This is a genomic window from Brevibacterium sp. FAM 24630 (assembly GCF_049804075.1).
GTDB lineage: Bacteria > Actinomycetota > Actinomycetes > Actinomycetales > Brevibacteriaceae > Brevibacterium.
Genome location: NZ_JBNBZD010000015.1, coordinates 1 through 16,548 on the forward strand (window position 1 = coordinate 1; position 16,548 = coordinate 16,548).

The following is a 16,548-nucleotide window of genomic DNA, read 5'->3' on the forward strand; positions in this document are numbered from 1 at the left end:
AGAACCACGTCTACAGTGTGCTGACCAAGTCTGGTGAGCACGTCGATACTGCTGCATTCCCGACGACGAAAGCCGGCATCAAACGTGCCCTGACGTGGGCCGGCCGCCGTACCGGCGGGGACCTCGAGACCCTGTGGGTCATCGAGGGCATCGGCACGTACGGAGCGATCCTTGCCGACCATGTCGCCGAGGCTGGGTACACAGTCGCCGAGGCCGCCAGCATGGATGCTCGCGACCGGTATGCCACGGGCAAGGACGACCGGATCGATGCCCGACGGATCGCTGGCACGGTCTTGTCGATGGATGAGTCGCGGCTGCGGTTTCCCCGGCAGGCTGATGGGCCGCGTCAGGGACTGCGGATCTTGGTCAAGGCGCGGGAGTCCATGACTCGGGAGAAGACCCGCACGATCAATGCGCTCACCGCACTGTTGCGTACTCATGACCTCGGTATGGATGCGCGTCGGAAACTGTCGATCGTCACGATCCAAACGGTGGCGAAGTGGCGGATCAGGAACGAGTCTGTGGCACTGACCGAGGCTCGTCGGGAAGCTATCCGGTTAGCCAAACGCGTCGTCGAACTCGATGCGGAGATCAGGGACTACGCCATGCGGATCGAGGTTTTGGTCAAGGACAGTCCGGGGGCGGTGTTGCTGGCTGAGCCGGGGATTGGTCCGATCAGCGCGGCTGTGTTTTACCTGGCGTGGTCGCATCATGGGCGGGTGCGTTCCGAGGCTGCGTTCGCGAAGTTGGCGGGGGTCTGCCCGATCCCGGCGTCGTCGGGGAATGTGGTGAGGTTCCGGCTGAATCGTAGTGGTGATCGTCGGTTGAATTCTGCGTTGTACATGGTGGCCATCACGCGGCTTTCTCACCAGAAGAAGTCCCAGGAATATATGGCTAAACGGCTGAGTGAGGGGAAGACGAAGAAGGAGACGATTCGGTGTATGAAGCGTAGCTTGGCGCGTCATGTGTATCGGATTCTCGAGGCCACGAACCCGATCGGTAAAGCCGCTTGACAGACATAGAAGGATCCTGGCGGGGTCCCAGCCACCTGGCGCCAAGTTGCTGGGACCCCGCCAGGTAGCAATTAGGTGGGGACGACAAAGGGCCGAGACCCTTTCGGATCTCGGCCCTTCTGCGGTGGAGGTAAGGGGATTCGAACCCCTGACCTTCTCCATGCCATGGAGACGCGCTACCAACTGCGCCATACCCCCGCTTGCCTGAACAATATTACCCAGATGTGGGTGTCAGGCCAAATCGAGAGAAGGTGACGCTGCCCACACTCCGGTGCAGGCGGCTCGAGTCCGGTGGGCTCGAGCCGCCTGCTCTCAGATGTAGGGCTTGACCTGGCTGAGGTAGCGAACGATGTCACGCTCGCGCAGTTCGCGGATTCGTTGGTCGCGAGCGTGCGCCTTGAGACGTGCGGCCTGTTTGCGAGCGGACCTCTCTGCACGAGTCTCAGCGGTGACGGCTGGACGACGTGCCCAGCGGATGAGTTTCATCCCAGTGCTCAGTGCCCAGCGGCGCGGATAGGTGGACGGAAATGCGGTCGACACAATTCTTCCTCTGTGATTTCAGACAGGGATATCTGCAAAAAGGCAGGAGGTATCCCGAAATGGCGATCAATGAATGCATTCGCAAAAGGCGTCGCTGATCGGGTCACGCTAATCGAGCTGCGCTATTCGCAATGAATGCGATGAATGCGGACTGTTCGGTCGCAAGGGGGACGTGTTCCAGGATTCCGATTGAGCATGCTCACGACCGCAGAGCAATCGTGAGCCCACGACGGTCTTGGACGAAATACGGCCAGGGTCGTCAAGCGGCAGCGAAGGCCAGGCGTGGGAATACTGAAACGGCGGCGGGCAGATCATGTGGATCTGCGAACAGGCCGTAGTGGCTCAATGCCGGATTCCAGGCAACCGGTCGGCTCAGTGAGCGCCGGTGGTCAGAAGCCAACCGGTGGCAAAGACGCGAAAGACGGCTGGGGTCAGCCGACGAGTCCTTGTCCGCCAATCGGGCAGGCAGCATTGACAAATCGATGCCGTCGAAGTCCGGGGCCTGCGATTGTTGTCATCATCATCGAAACTGCGCTCCTCTCATTGGTCGTGGATCTCGCGTGAACTGCGTCAGCGTTCACAATGGTCAGTGTGCAATCAAGGTTTTGTCTGCGAATCCGTAATTGCACTGTCGAATTTATCACAGCAGTGAATGCCTGTGGAAGTTTTGTTCATTATTTTCTCCGACAATTTTTCATTCGGAAATCGGTGACGGCGGATTTCGAAGTCGATGCTGTCGAACCGGGCGACGTAGAATCGAACCAGACGTGCATCCGCATCCGTGCATCACGCATCTTCAAGGGAGTTGAGAATGTCAGAGACCGCCACCAAGAGACGGCTCGTCGTCGGCTACATCGCAACGGATCGGGGCCGAGATGCCATCGCTCTCGCCATCTCGATCGCCCGGTCGATCGACATCGAACTGGTCGTCACCATCGTGCGACCGGAGTCCTCGACGATCATGGCCGGCAGTGCGGTGCCGCAGGACGGCGCCGGCATCGTCGCACAGCAGATCGACGACTGGCTCGACGAAGCCATGTCACTCATCCCTGACGACGTCTCAGCCAAGGGCGTCATCCGCATCGCCTCCAATGAGTCGAAGGGCCTCATGGAGGTCGCTGAAGCCGAGGAAGCTCTGGGCATCGTCATCGGTGCCCGGGCGGCCACCCTGATGCGACAGCTGCGGATCGGCACAGTCGCCTCCGCGCTGCTGCATTCCTCGACCGTGCCGGTCGTCCTGGCCCCGCCGGAGAAGTCCGATATCGGCCCGATCTCCCGGGTCACCGCGCTCTTCGGTGCCCGCCCCGGCGCCTCGTCCCTCATCGGTGCCGCTGTCCAATCGGCGAGCAGCCTCAACGTGGACCTGCGCCTGCTCTCGCTCATCGCAGGCGACGGGCTGGTTGACGACGAAGTCGCCGAGGTGGCGGAATTCGCCGAACAGTACGGGGGAGCGGTCCTCGCCGAACGTGCCTCGGAGATGTTCGAGGCGGGTCGGGCGACGGTGAAGGCCCGTGCCGGTGCCGATATCGAGGAGGCCGCCGAAGGCATCGAATGGCTGCCCGGAGAGCTCGCGTTCATCGGTTCGAGCCGACTCGGGCACGGCGGCAGAGTCGCGATCGGTGCACGCGCCCGACGCCTGCTGCGAGTCCTGCCGGTCCCGGTGGTCGTCGTGCCACGGGGAGCAGTCAGCCCGGTCCGACCGCATTGAGACTGCGCGAGTCCCGGCGTCTGAGCCTCAACGCTGACGGCCACGAGACGGCAGCGTGGATCTACGGCGGGGACGAACAGGAACGACCGCTGCTGATGATCCACGGGTTCCGCGGGGACCATCACGGCATGGATCTCATCGCCGGAGAGATCCGAGACCGGCCGGTCATCGTCCCCGACCTGCCGGGGTTCGGTGAGACCCTGCCGCTGGAGAACGGGTTGGGGCTGCAGTCGTACGTCGACTTCCTGTCCGCACTCGTCGCCGAGGTGGTCCGCACCGGTGGACGGGCGCCCATCGTGCTCGGGCACTCCTTCGGGTCGATCCTCGTCAGCCACCTGGCCGCTCAGCAGCCTGAAGCGACACCGGAACTCATCCTCATCAACCCGATCACAACCCCGGCGCTCGAAGGATCGGCACGGGTCGCCACCGCGCTGACCAGGGCCTATTACGACCTCGGGGCGAAACTGCCGCAGCGGGCCGGGCGGGCGCTGCTGTCCAGTCCGGTCATCGTACGAGTGATGAGCGAAGTCATGGCCACCACGGACGATCCAGGGCTGCGCTCCTATATCCATGATCAGCATGCGAAGTACTTCTCGGCCTTCTCCGACCGCGCCTCACTGGCGGAAGCCTTTGACACCTCGGTGTCCCACACCGTCACCGAGGTGACCGATGCGCTGACGATGCCGACACTCGTCATCGCCGGAGACAGCGACGCGATCGTCCCCATCGACGCCACCCGATCCTTCGCCGCGGCCCTCCGGGACTCGACCTTCGTCGAGCTGGTCGGGGTCGGTCACCTCGTGCACTATGAGCGTTCGGAAGCGGCCGCCTCGGCGATTGCGGACTTCGTGCGCAGCCGCGCATGAGCCACGCGACCATCTGCGAGGGGACGCACCGGACGGCTCGCGAGACCTCAGTCCGCCCGGAACACAGAAGAGGGGCCGCTGCGTGTGTACGCAACGGCCCCTCTCGGGTGTCAGTCGGAGATCAGGGGCGTGGGTCGCGCACCCAGTGGTAGACCATCGGAATGATGAAGGCGAAGCCGGACGCCAGCAGGCCGCCCCAGAAGACCCAGAATTCGGTGCCCTCAGGTGCAGAGAAGGCCGCACCGAAGAGGTAGAGGCCGAACAGGAAGACAGCGAACGAGATGACGAAGACGATGACATCGGCAAACGATGCTGAGTTGCGGGTTCGCTTCGGGGCGGCAATATTGGACATGGTCTCCTCCGGCAAAGTTTCTGGTGGTCAAGCTGACGCTTGGCTCCAGTCTACATCGCGTAGAGAACTTTGCTCATCTCCGTTCGTGTTCGGCGCTTCGGTCCGGGACCAACCAGCCCAAGAGGGCCGAGACGATCGAGACGATGATCGCGGCGAAGATGGCGGAGAAGAAGAACGAATCGATGGTGAACACGAAGGGTGTGAAACCGGAGAGCCAACTCGTCAGCGCCAGGATGATCGCATTGATCACGATCGAGAAGAGTCCGAGGGTCAGACAGGTGATCGGGGCGGAGACGAAGCTGAGGATCGGTTTGATGAAGGCGTTGGCCAGTCCGAAGATGAGTCCGATGACGAGGTAGGAGATGATCATGGCCGGGATCGTCCCGGTCTGCTCCTCGACGAGGCGGTTCCCTGTGATCGTCACTCCCGGCAGAATCCAGGCCGCCACCCAGATCGCGCAAGCGTTGACGATGACGCGAGAGAAGAAATTCATAATCGTCATCCTGTCAGACCGATCTGCGTTCTTTCTGAGTCGCGGATGGGAAAGACGTCTGTGCCGTGGTGATGAAGTTCAAACGCTGAGATCTGCGATCTGCTCGAATCGGAAGTCGAAACCCAGTAGCCTGAAGGCCGGGCCCTCTGGTCCGCAGACCTCAGTGCATCTACCGAGTGATTTGATCCAGGTCACCACGGCGGCACGGCCTCTCGGTCAGCCGAGAGGAGAAACTGGATTGGTATGACTCACAGCAATACACCGGCACCTGCCCCCGAACAGTCCGCGCCGACCCTGTTCTCGGTGGTCGGGCGCAGCTATTTCCCGATCGCCTTCGTCGCGCGGATGCCGTTCGCGATGATCGTCGTCGGAGTCCTTACCCTCGTCGTCGCCGGCCGCGGATCGCTCAGCCTCGGCGGCATCAATTCGGCCATGGTCGGTCTGGGCACCGCGCTGTTCGGATCCTTCATCGGTGCGGCGGCCGACCGGTGGGGACAGCGCTACGTCCTGCTCATCGTCGGCTTCCTCAACTGCATCGCGCTGACATTCATGGCCTGGGTCGTGTTCAGTCCCCTGCCCGACTTCGTCGTCTTCATCGCGGCCTTCGCGATCGGCGCGACCTCGCCGCAGGTGGCGCCCATGTCTCGCTCACGCGTCGTCGACATCATCATGACAGCGCTGCCGCTCTCACGCCGGCCGAAGGTGCTCAACGGCACCATGGCGTACGAATCCGCTGCCGACGAGATCATCTTCGTCTTCGGTCCCTTCCTCGTCGGCCTCCTCGCCACCCTGTTCGATCCGGTCGCTCCCATCATCGGGGCGATCGTGATGACGCTGTTGTTCGTCTCCGCCTTCGCCCTGCACCCGACGGGTCGGGCCCGGTCGTCTGCGATGAGCTCGGAGGCGGCGAAGCGTGCGCCGGCGAAGGACATGTTCACTGCGGGAGTCTTCGTCGTCGTGCTCGGTGTCTTCGGTGTCGGGATGGTGTTCGGGTCGACTCTCACGGCGCTGACAGCGCTGACCAACGACATCGGACGCCCGGAGGAAGCCGGGCTCGTCTACGGAGTGCTGGGAATCGGTTCGGCGATCCTCGCGATCTCGGTGGCGGCCTTCCCGACCTCATTCGCCCTCTGGGCCAGGCTGCTGTGCTTCGCTCCGATCCTGCTCACCGGTTCGATCGTGCTCGCCTCGACCGAGTCGATGCCGATCATCGTCCTCGCGCTGCTGCTCATGGGCTCGGCGATCGGGCCGAGCCTCGTCACGCTGTTCAGCCTCGCCGCCGAGCGTGCACCGCGGGGACGCTCGGCCACCGTGATGTCCATGGCCGGGTCGGCGATCATCGTCGGCCAGTCGGTCGCCTCGGCGATCAACGGCATCCTCGCCGAGGAGCAGGGCACCGCCACGGCGATGGCTGTGCCCGTGGCCGCCTCGGCGATCGTCCTCCTCGCCGGGACACTCAATCTCGCTATCCGCCTCAGGGCTCGGCGCAAGGGCTCTGGGTCCGGACGCAGGGTCGTCTTCGACGGTGAGAACGAGACCTGAGTCACTCGTCCTTTCCGCTTTTTGGGACGCCGTGTCCCAGTGTCTGCCAGGTGTGACCGGTGGTTCGGCGGAGAGTAATATGACCGCTGGTCCACCGTGAAACGCACCACGGAACGTGGCGTCTCACACCACTACGGAAAGCACACAATGTCTTCAACCACCTCGTCGACCGAGGTCGTCCGCAGCGATACCCGCTTCTTCGGACACCCCCTGCCGCTCATGCAGCTGTTCAGCCTGGAACTGTGGGAACGGTTCTCCTACTACGGCATGAACGGCATCCTCGCCATCTACCTCTACTTCACTGTCACAGAGGGCGGACTCGGCCTGGACAAGGGCACGGCGGTCGGCATCGTCGGCGCTTACGGCGGTGCGGTCTTCCTCGCAACGATCCTCGGTGCCTGGATCGCCGATCGTCTGGCCGGAGCCGAGAAGGTCCTCTTCTACTCCGCGATCATCATCATGACCGGGCACATCTGCCTGGCGCTCATTCCCGGGTTCGGGGGAGTCGCGCTGGGACTCATCCTCGTGGCCCTGGGCTCCGGTGGACTCAAGGCCAATGCCTCAGCGCTGGTCGGTGAGCTCTACGAAGAGAAGGACCCCAAACGCGACGCCGGGTTCACCATCTTCTACATGGGCGTGAACATCGGTGCGATGCTCGGACCCCTGCTCACGGGCATTCTGCAGAAGCAGATCGGCTTCCACTACGGATTCGGTGCCGCCGCAGTCGGCATGGCGCTGGGTCTGATCATCTACCTCACCGGTCGGAAGAATCTTCCTCCCGAGTCCCGGGTCGCGGTCAACCCGCTGCCGAAGTCGAAGCTCTACCTCTTCATCAGCGCCGTCGTGGCCGTCGTCATCGTCGCAGTCGTGCTGTGGACGACCGGTCTGGTCAACGCCGAGAACATCGACTGGTGGATCGCCGGCATCTCTGCGGGAGCGGCCGCCTGCTACGTCATCGTCATGTACACCTCGCCGCAGACGAATCCTGATGAGCGGTCCCGCGTCATCGCATTCATCCCGTTCTTCCTCACCAGCGTGATCTTCTGGTCGATGTACCAGCAGATCTTCGGTGTGCTCACCGTCTACTCGGACACCCAGCTCAACCGGTCGATCTTCGGTTGGGAGATGCCGATCAACTGGATCCAGCTGATTCCCGCACTCTTCGTCATCATCTTCGCCCCGCTGTTCGCGATCATGTGGACGAAGCTCGGACCGAAGCAGATCTCGACCCCGGTCAAGGCCGGACTCTCGCTGGTGTTCATCGGAGTCGGCTTCCTCATGTTCCTGCCCTACGCCGAGGCCGGACCCAATGAGACTCCTCTGCTGTGGGTTGCGCTGACGCTGGCGGTGTTCGTCTTCGGTGAGCTGCTCATCTCGCCTGTGGGCATGTCGTTCTCGACGAAGGTGGCGCCGAAGGTGTTCCAGTCGCAGATGATCGCCGTGTTCTTCCTCTCCTCCGGTGTGGGTACGGCGTTGTCGGGTGTGCTCGGCGGATACTTCTCGGTTGACAACCAGGCCCCGTACTGGCTGTCGATCGGCGGCACTTCGATCGTGCTCGGTCTGCTGGCCCTGACCCTGACCAAGCCGATGCTCAAGCTGCTGCGCGGCATCCGCTGACAGTCGTCCGCTTCGAAGGCTCCTCGCGCCGCTGGGTTCGAGGAGCCTTCGGCGTTCCCGGCGGTCATCAGTCACCGGCTGCGGCACAACCGCGTGGTCCTGCAGGGGGTTGTCACGCGACCGGTGATGGATGCCGTGGCCCCGGGGCTCACACTCCGATGAAGATCGGCAGCGCCTGCGGATGGTGGGCGTGGACGATCGTGAGGAAGACGAGAGCGTCGAAGAGCAGATGCACCGTCACGGTGTAGGGCAGGGACTTCGTGCGGGTGAAGATGAACGCCTGGACGAGGGCGAAGGGGATCGTGAGCAGCGGTCCGATCGACCGGTAGCCGAGCTCCCAGAGAAACGAGACGAAGATGATCGTGGTGAAGACGTTCGCCGTCCGGAACGAGAAGTGCTTGCGCAGCAGCGCGAAGACCGTGCAGATGAAGAACAGCTCATCCCAGATGCCGACGGCGTTGACACCGAAGAACAGCCGCAGAATCTCCGACCAGCCATCAAGCGGCGGCCAGTTGAGGTAGACGCCGGTGCGCATGAAGTACTGCGGCAGCACCGCCCAGGCCACCACGACGACGAAGGCCAGCCACGCCCACTCGAACCGCGACCACGGTCGGCCGCGACGCCTGGGGAACTGGATCGTCCGATCATCGAAGACATACCGGGTCACGAGCCACGGCCCGACGACGACAGCGGAGAGGACGACACCCATCCGCGCGATGTTCGTCCACGAGATGTCGGCCTCGACGGAGATCGCGGAGATCAGCGCGAGACAGGCGGTGATGATGCTGTGATCACGGGCAAAGCGGCGGTTCGCCGACCACGTGATGACGACTCCCGCCACCATCGGCACATAACCGAAGGCTCGGACCTGCGGAAAGGTGGTGCCCAGCCCGAAGAGCACGACCGCGGCGAGCGCGAGAAGCGCGGTCGCAGCCGCCTCCCAGCTGAGGAGGCCACGGCGCGCGGTCTCGACGGAATCTGCATGCTCGGTGTCCACGGTCCACACTGTAGACGAAACCGCAGACGAGCCGGCCCCGATCTCATCCGACCACTGTCGACGAGTCGGTGAGCTCCCCGCGTAGGATCGTCAGCGAAGGAAGGACACCATTGGACCCCGAGGACTACTCCGAACTCATCGGCGAACTCGCCCCCAGCGTGCACTCCGAGACCGTGGCCGTGCACGAGGCGATCGGCCGCACCCTTCGTGCCGACCTCGTCGCCGAGCGCGCGGTGCCGGCCTTTGCCACCTCGGCGATGGACGGATTCGCCCTCGACGGACCGGCTCTGCAGGAGGCACAGCGCGGCACGGCCATCCGCGTCAGCGGCGACACCCCCGCCGGTCACGAAGCCGCGCTGCTGCACCCGGGCACTGCGGTGCGTGTGATGACCGGAGCTCCGATCCCCACCGGCGCCGAGGCCGTCGTTCCCGTCGAACTCACCGATGCTGACCAGACCGGCGCGGCCCCGCAGACGATCCGCATCTCCTCCCTGCCCCAGCAGGTCGCGAACGGCTGGAACATCCGCGCGGTGGGCGAGGATATCGCCGCCGGTGACGTCATCCTCCCGGCCGGACCCCGTCTGACCGCGGCCGGCGTCGGCACGCTCGCGATGCTCGGCATCGATGAGATCGACGTCGACGGGCGGCCTCGCATCGGCGTGATCGTCACCGGAGACGAACTGCGCGACACCGCCGCCGAGGCGGCCGGAGCCCTGATCCTCAACTCGAATTTGCCGATGCTAGCCTCCGCGATCCGCTCGGCCGGAGCCGAAGCCATCGAAGCGACATGCAGCGATGACCCGAATGCACTGCGGGCCGTCTTCGACGAACTGCCACCTCTGGCAGATCTCGTCATCACCACGGGTGGGATCAGCGCCGGAGCCTTCGAGGTCGTGCGGCAGACACTGGAAGGTGAGCATTCGACCTTTCTGCGTCTGGGCATGCGACCGGGCTCACCGCAGGGACACGGTCGTCTCGGCCGTCTGCCGCTGCTTCACTTCCCGGGGACTCCGCAGGGAGCGTTCGTCGCCTTCCACCTCTTCGCCCGATCGCTGTTGGAAGGTCGGCCGCTGCGCGCGAGGTGGAAGAAGGGCCTCTACGCCGGACCCGAACTCGGCCAGCATCCGCATGCGGTCATGGTTCGTCCCGGTGCCTTCACGGACACCGGTGAGATCCGCGCCGTGGACGGAGCCCGACTGCCGAACTTCGCCGCGGCAGAAGTGATCATTCGCATTCCCCGCGGCACCGGACGACTGCTCCCGGGGGCGGTCGTCGACTATCTCGAGTGCTGAAACCAGGTCATTGGTGAACGCCGAAGACGGGGTCGGTCGGCCGACTCAGGACCGCCGGGCCTCGGGGAATTAGGATGGAAGACATGTCACAACCTCGTCTCGATCCCGCCGCTCGGGCACGCTATGCCCGGCAGATCCGCCTATCCGGGTTCGGAGAAGCCGCGCAGAAGGCCCTGCTCGACTCGCATGTCCTCGTCATCGGCGCCGGCGGCCTCGGCGCCCCCGTGCTCAGCTACCTCGCCGCCGTGGGCATCGGCACGATCACCGTCATCGACCCCGATATCGTCGAACTGAGCAACCTCCATCGGCAGATCATCCACACCGAGGCGGCCATCGGCACCCGCAAGACCGAGTCCGCACGTGAACGGATGGCAGGAATCAACTCGTCGATCGACCTCCGCACCCACGCGGTCCTTCTCACCCCGGACAATGCCCTTGACCTGCTGACCGGTGTCGATGTCGTCATCGACGGCAGCGACAACTTCGCCACCCGATACCTGGCCAACGACGCCTGCGAGATCCTCGGCATTCCGCTCGTGTGGGGGACCATCCTCGGTTTCGACGGTCAGGTCGCCGTCTTCGACGCCCGCCGGGGCGCTACTCTGCGCGACCTCTACCCGGAGGTGCCGGCACCCGGCAGTGTGCCCGACTGCTCCGTGGCCGGTGTCCTCGGGCCGTTGTGCGGGAGCATCGGTTCTGCCATGGCGATGGAGACGATCAAGATTCTCACCGGGATCGGCACTCCGCTGGTCAACGCGGTGGCCGTCCACAGCAGCCTTGACGCAGGGTGGGAGACCGTCCCCGTCTCCAGGCTCCCCGGCAGGCAGCCGATCACGGACCTTGACTCCCATCGCGGCGACTACGCGCAGCACACCGCCGACATGGGAGCGGCCGCGCTCGGCTGGTCCGAACTGGCCCCGGGCACGACCCTCGTCGACATCCGTGACGATGACGAGGTCACCGGCGGAATGGTGCCCGGCGCGATCCACATTCCGATGAACGAACTCATCGCCGACCCGAGCCGACTGCCCACCGGATCAAAGACCGAGGAATCGTCCAATGCGAAGCAATCGCCTCAGTCCGGACGGCAACACGCACGACAGACAGGCGTCGCCCTGTACTGCCGGTCGGGGATGCGATCGGCAAAAGCCGTCGCCCAGCTGCGGGCACTTGGACTGCCCGTGACGTCGGTCAACGGCGGTTATCTCGCCTACCTGTCACAGCCCGCAGCTCAGCAGGACTGACGACGGAACCCGCCCGCCTCAGCCTCCGGCGAACGGCGGGAGGACGTCGACGGTGTCCCCGTCGGACAGAGGCGCAGACCGATCGGTCGCGGCCACGGAGTTGACGAGGAAGGACGAGCGCGACAGCACGGTCGCCGCTTCGGGATCGGCCGCCTCGGCGAGGGCGGAGACGAGTTCGTCGACGGAACCGGCACTGAGGCGGGACTCGCGAGCTCCGAAGGCTTCACGGGCGGCGGCGAAGAACCGAACGGTGATGGTGGGCACTTATCCTCCGATAGCGCTCATGGGGCGTTGGGGCTGTTCGAACTCATCGGTGTCCATGCCGTGGCCGGCGAGCTTCTTCCAATGAGCGCCCTTCCACAGATTCGCGATCGACTCATCATCGGCGCCGTTGCGCATCGCAGTGAGAAGATCGACCTCGGTGCGGGAGAACAGGCAGGTGCGCACACGCCCTTCCGCGGTCAGGCGGGTGCGCGTGCAGTCGGCACAGAACGGACGGGTCACCGAAGCGATGACGCCGACGGTTCCGAGCACGGTGTCCGGATCCTTCCGGTCGGCGACGAGGAACTTCTCGGCCGGGGCACCGTTTCGCGGAGCCGAATCGGGGGTGAGCACGAACCGGGGCTCGAGCAGGGCGAAGATATCGGCGGCGGTGATCATCGCTCCGCGATCCCAGGAATGGCCGGCGTCCAAGGGCATCTGTTCGATGAACCGCAGACTCAGGCCCTCGTCGAGGCACCACTGGAGCAGATCGGGCGCCTGCGCATCGTTGATTCCGGGCAGGAGGACCGCGTTGATCTTCACCGGGTCGAGGCCGGCGGCCTTCGCCCCGTCGATGCCCTCGAGCACACGATGGAGGAAGGGACGTCTGGCCATGGTCTCGAAGGTGTCGGGGTCGATGGTGTCCAGCGAGACGTTGATCCGATCGAGACCGGCGGCTTTGAGCCCGGCTGCCCTCTTGTCGAGTCCGATTGCGTTCGTCGTCAATGCGATGTTCGGTCGCGGCTCCAGTGCCGCGACCCCAGCGATGATCTCGTTGATGTCCTTGCGCGTCAGGGGCTCGCCGCCGGTGAACCGGACTTGGTCGACGCCGAACTTCTCAACCCCGATGCGGACGAACCGGATGATCTCGTCGCGCGACATTGCGGCATCACGAGACATGAACTCCACACCTTCGGCGGGCATGCAGTACGTGCAGCGCAGATTGCAGAAGTCTGTGAGTGAGATGCGCAGGTCCCTGGCTCGACGACCATAGGTGTCGAGCAGCGAATCCTCGCTGTGTCCGGTGAACTCCTCGCCGGGATCGACAGTCGGAGTTCTCAGCACCGGCATCGGCAGGCCGATCTTCTCCATTTCGTCATCCTCCTTGAAAGCGTGTCGTTATCATCGTCCCATGACTACTGCGAAGATGCATCGTGTACGGGTATTCGAGACGATCGCTCCACTGACCGAAACGCAGACGCTGCCGCTGAGCGAACTTCTCGACGCCCCGCGCCGGCTTGCCGCCGATGTGGCCTCACCGATCGACGTCCCCGGCTTCGACAACTCGAGCATGGACGGATACGCCGTGGCCGCCGAGACACTGGCAGCGGCGTCCACGGCTGCGTCCGCCTCCATGGCGGCCGGCGCAGGCACCGCCACCGCCGACAGGTCCTCCGCCGGGTCCACTCGACTCGGACCGATCCCCGTACGCGGTCGGGTCGCCGCCGGAGCACGCGGCGACAAGGTCGAACCCGGCACCGCCGTCGAGATCATGACCGGAGCCCCACTTCCCGAAGGCACCGATACGGTGATCAGGATCGAAGACACCGCACCAGGAACCTTCGGCGCCGCAGCCATCACGATCGACCGCCCGGCCGAGACACCGGTGCCCGGGACCCCGGCGGGCCCACCTGGACCCGGGGCGTTCGTGCGCACCCGCGGCAGCGACGTCCGCACCGGACAGATCGTGCTCACCGCGGGCACCATGCTCAGCCCCGCCCACCTCGGCGTGGCCGCCGCCTGCGGAGTGGGCGCTCTGCCTGTCCTCTCCCTGCCGAGGGTGCTCGTCGTGAGCACGGGCGACGAGATCGCCGCCGAAGCGGCAGCCGGGATCAACGACGCGAACTCCGTGACGCTCTCAGCCGGACTGCGCCGGCTCGGGGTGGAGACAGAGGTCGCCTTCGTCCCCGATGATCCGCAGCTGCTCCTCGACCGGGTGCGGGGAAGTGAGGCCGACCTCGTCATCTCCACCGGCGGGATCTCGAAGGGTGCCCATGAGGTGGTCAAACTCGCCGCCGAACTCGACCCGGACTCCGACGTCGTGTTCGAACCCATCGCCATGCAGCCCGGCGGTCCGCAGGGATGCGGGCGGCTGGCCGACCACGCGTGGGTGGCGCTGCCGGGCAACCCGGTGAGCACCCTCATCAGCTTCGAGATGTTCATCCGTCCCGCCCTGCTCGGCCTTGCCGGCGACGAGGCACCCCGCGAGGTCGCCCACCACCGTCTGGCACACGGATTCGACGAACGGCCACCGGTCGGCAAGCTCCAGATCCGTCGCGCCCGGCTGACCGAGGCCGGCCTCGAATTCGTCGGAGACTCGCGCTCCCACCTACTCCACAGCTATGCCGAGGCGACCCATCTCGTCTTCGTCTCACCCGACGAGCCCGGAGCTGACAATCCGTTCTCAGCCGTGGACGATAGGCTGATGACGTGGAAGATCGCATGAAGCTCTCGCACGTCGACGAGTCCGGAACCGCCCAGATGGTCGACGTCGGTGACAAAGACGTGACCAAACGACGCGCCGTTGCGGCCGGGATCATCACCACCCGCAGCGACGTCATCGACCTCATCGCCGAGGCGGGGCTGCCCAAGGGCGATGCCCTGCCCGTGGCGCGCATCGCCGCTGTGATGGGGGCCAAACGCACCAGCGACCTCATCCCCTTGTGCCATCCGCTGCCGCTGACGGGAATCGATGTCGAATTCGAACTCGGTGCCGAGTCGGTGACCATCACCGCCGCAGTGAAGACCGTGTCGAAGACCGGGGTCGAGATGGAGGCCCTGACCGCCGTGACCACTGCGGCACTGACGATCTTCGACATGATCAAGGCCGTGGACAATCAGGCCGTGATCGGCGAGATCAGGGTCATCGCGAAGTCAGGCGGAAGGAGCGGAGATTGGACGAGGCAGACATGAGCGCCCCCGGCACGGTCATCACCACCGGGGTCGTCGAGACCGAGATCTCCACCGCCGCGCTCGAACCCGAAGTCCTCACTGACACCTGCGGAGCCGTCGTGAGCTTCTCCGGAGTCATCCGCGACCACGACGGGGGACGCGGCGTGGCGTCCCTGCACTATGAGGCCCACCCCGTCGCGGCGGAACAGATCGCCGAGGTGGCCGCCGACATCGCCGCCCGCCACCCGCAGGTCCGCCTCTCCGTGATCCACCGCGTCGGCGACCTCACCATCGGAGATGTGGCGCTGGCCGCCGTCGTCGCCTCCGCCCACCGCAAGGACTCATTCCTCGCCTGCTCCGAACTCATCGACGAGGTCAAGGCGCGGGTGGCGATCTGGAAGCACCAGCACTTCGCCGACGGCAGCGACGAGTGGGTCGGGGCCCTCGAATGACGCAGCTGCGCATCAGCGATGCCGCACGATTCCTCGGTGTCAGCGACGACACGGTCCGCCGGTGGGTCGCCGACGGCCGTCTCACTCAGCTCAAGGACGCCTCCAATCGTGCCGTGGTCTCAGGCAGCGAACTCGCGGCGCTGGCACAATCGTCCGCAGCTGCCCTGCCCGACCCCAGCGGAGTCGTGAGCTCGTCACGGAACCGGTTCGCCGGACTCGTCACCCATGTCGTCATCGACGGCGTCATGGCTCAGGTGAGCCTGCAGTGCGGGCCCTTCCGAGTGGTGTCCCTGATGTCGGCGGAGGCCTGCCGCCAGCTCGAACTCGAACCGGGCAGCCTTGCGACCGCCTCGGTGAAGGCGACGATGGTCTCCATCGACACGGTGCCCGACAGCTGATCAACATCGCCCCGAGACCACGACTGAAGCCGCATTTCGGGAAAAGAATCGAAAAATATGTCTCAATCTCGCCTCTCGGATCGACATAATGCCGCAGATGCGGTTTCAATGGGAGTATGAAGAAAACCCTGCTCGGGTTCGGCATCGTCGCTGCCCTGACCCTTTCCGCCTGCTCCTCCGGTTCCGATCCGCAGTCCGCATCGGGCACCCCGAGCGAGATCACCGTCTTCGCAGCAGCGTCACTGACCGAGGTGTTCGAAGACATCGCCGATGAGTTCCAGAACTCTGACCCGGCCGGGCCGGAAGTGAAGTTCTCCTTCGGAGGCTCCTCGGACCTCGTCTCCCAGATCACCGAGGGCGCCCCCGCCGACGTCATCGCCACCGCCGACGAGAAGACCATGGACACGTTGGAGGGCGACGACTTGCTTGCCGGAGACCCTTCGATGTTCGCCTCGAACACGCTGACCCTGGCCGTGGCCGAGGGCAACCCGAAGTCGGTCGAGGGCTCGACGGACTTCCCCGGGCTCGACCTCGTCGTCTGCGCGCCCCAGGTTCCCTGTGGTGCCGCCACCCAGAAGTGGGCAGAGCTCAACGAGGTCGCACTCGACCCGGTCAGCGAAGAGAATTCCGTGACCGATGTCCTCGGCAAGGTCAGCGCCGGTCAGGCCGACGCCGGAATCGTCTACGTCACCGATATCGCCCGTGCCGACGGCCAGGTCGAGCAGGTCGACCTCGACGGCGCGGACAAGGTCATCAACAAGTACCCGGCCGCCACCGTCAGAGCCAGCGAGCATCAAGAGCAGGCCGACTCGTTCGTGAAGTTCCTCGGCTCCGACAGCGCCCAGAAGCTGCTGCGCGACGCCGGATTCGCCGCTGCCTGA

The 16,548-nt window shown here is 64.9% G+C and carries 18 protein-coding genes and 1 tRNA gene; 12 read left to right on the forward strand and 7 right to left on the reverse strand.

The window, feature by feature from the left end; all coding sequences use genetic code 11:
- The coding region (locus tag ACPUD7_RS11950) for an IS110 family transposase (protein ID WP_425120029.1) at positions 1-1,013 on the forward strand (1,013 nt) is incomplete at its 5' end.
- Between the two features lie 125 nt (positions 1,014-1,138).
- Here ACPUD7_RS11950 and ACPUD7_RS11955 read toward each other — a convergent pair.
- Positions 1,139-1,211: transfer RNA gene (locus ACPUD7_RS11955), tRNA-Ala, on the reverse strand.
- Positions 1,212-1,325: 114 nt separating this feature from the next.
- Complete coding sequence (locus ACPUD7_RS11960) at positions 1,326-1,553, reverse strand: hypothetical protein (RefSeq protein ID WP_135538499.1); 228 nt, start codon at positions 1,551-1,553, stop codon at positions 1,326-1,328.
- A gap of 811 nt (positions 1,554-2,364) precedes the next feature.
- Between ACPUD7_RS11960 and ACPUD7_RS11965 the strand changes: the two genes are divergently transcribed.
- Together ACPUD7_RS11965 and ACPUD7_RS11970 are read left to right on the forward strand one after the other, a co-directional pair.
- Positions 2,365-3,261 carry a universal stress protein gene (locus ACPUD7_RS11965; protein WP_425120030.1) on the forward strand — a complete coding sequence of 299 codons (897 nt, stop codon included), beginning with the start codon at positions 2,365-2,367 and terminating at the stop codon, positions 3,259-3,261.
- Positions 3,258-4,127 (forward strand): alpha/beta fold hydrolase, encoded by an 870-nt coding sequence (locus tag ACPUD7_RS11970; RefSeq protein WP_425120031.1) that lies wholly within the window; start codon positions 3,258-3,260, stop codon positions 4,125-4,127. Before ACPUD7_RS11965 ends, ACPUD7_RS11970 begins: the two co-directional genes overlap by 4 nt.
- A 121-nt stretch (positions 4,128-4,248) precedes the next feature.
- Here ACPUD7_RS11970 and ACPUD7_RS11975 read toward each other — a convergent pair whose 3' ends face one another.
- Complete coding sequence (locus ACPUD7_RS11975; protein ID WP_425120033.1) at positions 4,249-4,479, reverse strand: hypothetical protein; 231 nt, start codon at positions 4,477-4,479, stop codon at positions 4,249-4,251.
- 73 nt (positions 4,480-4,552) lie between these two features.
- A complete protein-coding gene (locus tag ACPUD7_RS11980) occupies positions 4,553-4,972 on the reverse strand; it encodes a phage holin family protein (protein WP_425120034.1) in 420 nt (139 codons plus the stop codon).
- Positions 4,973-5,215: 243 nt separating this feature from the next.
- Here ACPUD7_RS11980 and ACPUD7_RS11985 point away from each other — a divergent pair, with 243 nt between their 5' ends.
- Both ACPUD7_RS11985 and ACPUD7_RS11990 read left to right on the forward strand, forming a co-directional pair.
- The gene (locus ACPUD7_RS11985) at positions 5,216-6,514 is read left to right on the forward strand and encodes an MFS transporter (RefSeq protein WP_425120035.1); all 1,299 of its coding nucleotides are present in this window, start codon (positions 5,216-5,218) and stop codon (positions 6,512-6,514) included.
- A gap of 147 nt (positions 6,515-6,661) precedes the next feature.
- Positions 6,662-8,131: a peptide MFS transporter gene (locus ACPUD7_RS11990; protein WP_425120036.1), complete on the forward strand. Its 1,470-nt coding sequence runs from the start codon at positions 6,662-6,664 to the stop codon at positions 8,129-8,131.
- Positions 8,132-8,279: 148 nt separating this feature from the next.
- Here the strand turns inward: ACPUD7_RS11990 and ACPUD7_RS11995 are convergent, their stop codons facing one another.
- Positions 8,280-9,128, reverse strand: coding sequence for a CPBP family intramembrane glutamic endopeptidase (locus tag ACPUD7_RS11995; protein ID WP_425120037.1), 849 nt, complete (start codon positions 9,126-9,128; stop codon positions 8,280-8,282).
- A 110-nt stretch (positions 9,129-9,238) separates the two neighbouring features.
- On the opposite strand from ACPUD7_RS11995, the gene ACPUD7_RS12000 reads away from it, so the two are divergent.
- Positions 9,239-10,420, forward strand: a complete 1,182-nt coding sequence (locus ACPUD7_RS12000) for a molybdopterin molybdotransferase MoeA (RefSeq protein ID WP_425120038.1) — start codon at positions 9,239-9,241, stop codon at positions 10,418-10,420.
- 83 nt (positions 10,421-10,503) lie between these two features.
- The gene (locus ACPUD7_RS12005; RefSeq protein ID WP_425120039.1) at positions 10,504-11,664 is read left to right on the forward strand and encodes a ThiF family adenylyltransferase; all 1,161 of its coding nucleotides are present in this window, start codon (positions 10,504-10,506) and stop codon (positions 11,662-11,664) included.
- A gap of 18 nt (positions 11,665-11,682) precedes the next feature.
- Here the strand turns inward: ACPUD7_RS12005 and ACPUD7_RS12010 are convergent, their stop codons facing one another.
- Together ACPUD7_RS12010 and moaA are read right to left on the reverse strand one after the other, a co-directional pair.
- A complete protein-coding gene (locus ACPUD7_RS12010; RefSeq protein ID WP_425120040.1) occupies positions 11,683-11,928 on the reverse strand; it encodes a MoaD/ThiS family protein in 246 nt (81 codons plus the stop codon).
- Positions 11,929-13,017: a GTP 3',8-cyclase MoaA gene (gene moaA, locus ACPUD7_RS12015; protein ID WP_425120041.1), complete on the reverse strand. Its 1,089-nt coding sequence runs from the start codon at positions 13,015-13,017 to the stop codon at positions 11,929-11,931.
- A 40-nt stretch (positions 13,018-13,057) separates the two neighbouring features.
- Between moaA and ACPUD7_RS12020 the strand changes: the two genes are divergently transcribed.
- From ACPUD7_RS12020 to modA, 5 genes are all read left to right on the forward strand, one after another.
- A complete protein-coding gene (locus ACPUD7_RS12020) occupies positions 13,058-14,371 on the forward strand; it encodes a molybdopterin molybdotransferase MoeA (RefSeq protein ID WP_425120042.1) in 1,314 nt (437 codons plus the stop codon).
- On the forward strand, positions 14,368-14,838 hold the full coding sequence (moaC, locus tag ACPUD7_RS12025) for a cyclic pyranopterin monophosphate synthase MoaC (protein ID WP_135538828.1): 471 nt from the start codon (positions 14,368-14,370) through the stop codon (positions 14,836-14,838). Before ACPUD7_RS12020 ends, moaC begins: the two co-directional genes overlap by 4 nt.
- Positions 14,820-15,269, forward strand: coding sequence for a molybdenum cofactor biosynthesis protein MoaE (locus ACPUD7_RS12030; RefSeq protein WP_240689642.1), 450 nt, complete (start codon positions 14,820-14,822; stop codon positions 15,267-15,269). Before moaC ends, ACPUD7_RS12030 begins: the two co-directional genes overlap by 19 nt.
- Positions 15,266-15,667 (forward strand): TOBE domain-containing protein, encoded by a 402-nt coding sequence (locus ACPUD7_RS12035; RefSeq protein WP_135538476.1) that lies wholly within the window; start codon positions 15,266-15,268, stop codon positions 15,665-15,667. Before ACPUD7_RS12030 ends, ACPUD7_RS12035 begins: the two co-directional genes overlap by 4 nt.
- A 116-nt stretch (positions 15,668-15,783) precedes the next feature.
- Positions 15,784-16,548 carry a molybdate ABC transporter substrate-binding protein gene (gene modA, locus ACPUD7_RS12040; protein WP_135538474.1) on the forward strand — a complete coding sequence of 255 codons (765 nt, stop codon included), beginning with the start codon at positions 15,784-15,786 and terminating at the stop codon, positions 16,546-16,548.

Excerpts from the sequence above, each read along its gene's own strand:
- ACPUD7_RS11975 (WP_425120033.1), bottom strand. The coding sequence starts at position 4,479 with ATGTCCAATATTGCCGCCCCGAAGCGAACCCGCAACTCAGCATCGTTT.
- ACPUD7_RS12005 (WP_425120039.1), top strand. The coding sequence starts at position 10,504 with ATGTCACAACCTCGTCTCGATCCCGCCGCTCGGGCACGCTATGCCCGG.
- moaC (WP_135538828.1), top strand. The coding sequence starts at position 14,368 with ATGAAGCTCTCGCACGTCGACGAGTCCGGAACCGCCCAGATGGTCGAC.
- modA (WP_135538474.1), top strand. The coding sequence starts at position 15,784 with ATGAAGAAAACCCTGCTCGGGTTCGGCATCGTCGCTGCCCTGACCCTT.
- ACPUD7_RS11980 (WP_425120034.1), bottom strand. The coding sequence starts at position 4,972 with ATGAATTTCTTCTCTCGCGTCATCGTCAACGCTTGCGCGATCTGGGTG.
- moaA (WP_425120041.1), bottom strand. The coding sequence starts at position 13,017 with ATGGAGAAGATCGGCCTGCCGATGCCGGTGCTGAGAACTCCGACTGTC.
- ACPUD7_RS11965 (WP_425120030.1), top strand. The coding sequence starts at position 2,365 with ATGTCAGAGACCGCCACCAAGAGACGGCTCGTCGTCGGCTACATCGCA.
- ACPUD7_RS12035 (WP_135538476.1), top strand. The coding sequence starts at position 15,266 with ATGACGCAGCTGCGCATCAGCGATGCCGCACGATTCCTCGGTGTCAGC.
- ACPUD7_RS12020 (WP_425120042.1), top strand. The coding sequence starts at position 13,058 with ATGACTACTGCGAAGATGCATCGTGTACGGGTATTCGAGACGATCGCT.
- ACPUD7_RS11985 (WP_425120035.1), top strand. The coding sequence starts at position 5,216 with ATGACTCACAGCAATACACCGGCACCTGCCCCCGAACAGTCCGCGCCG.
- ACPUD7_RS11990 (WP_425120036.1), top strand. The coding sequence starts at position 6,662 with ATGTCTTCAACCACCTCGTCGACCGAGGTCGTCCGCAGCGATACCCGC.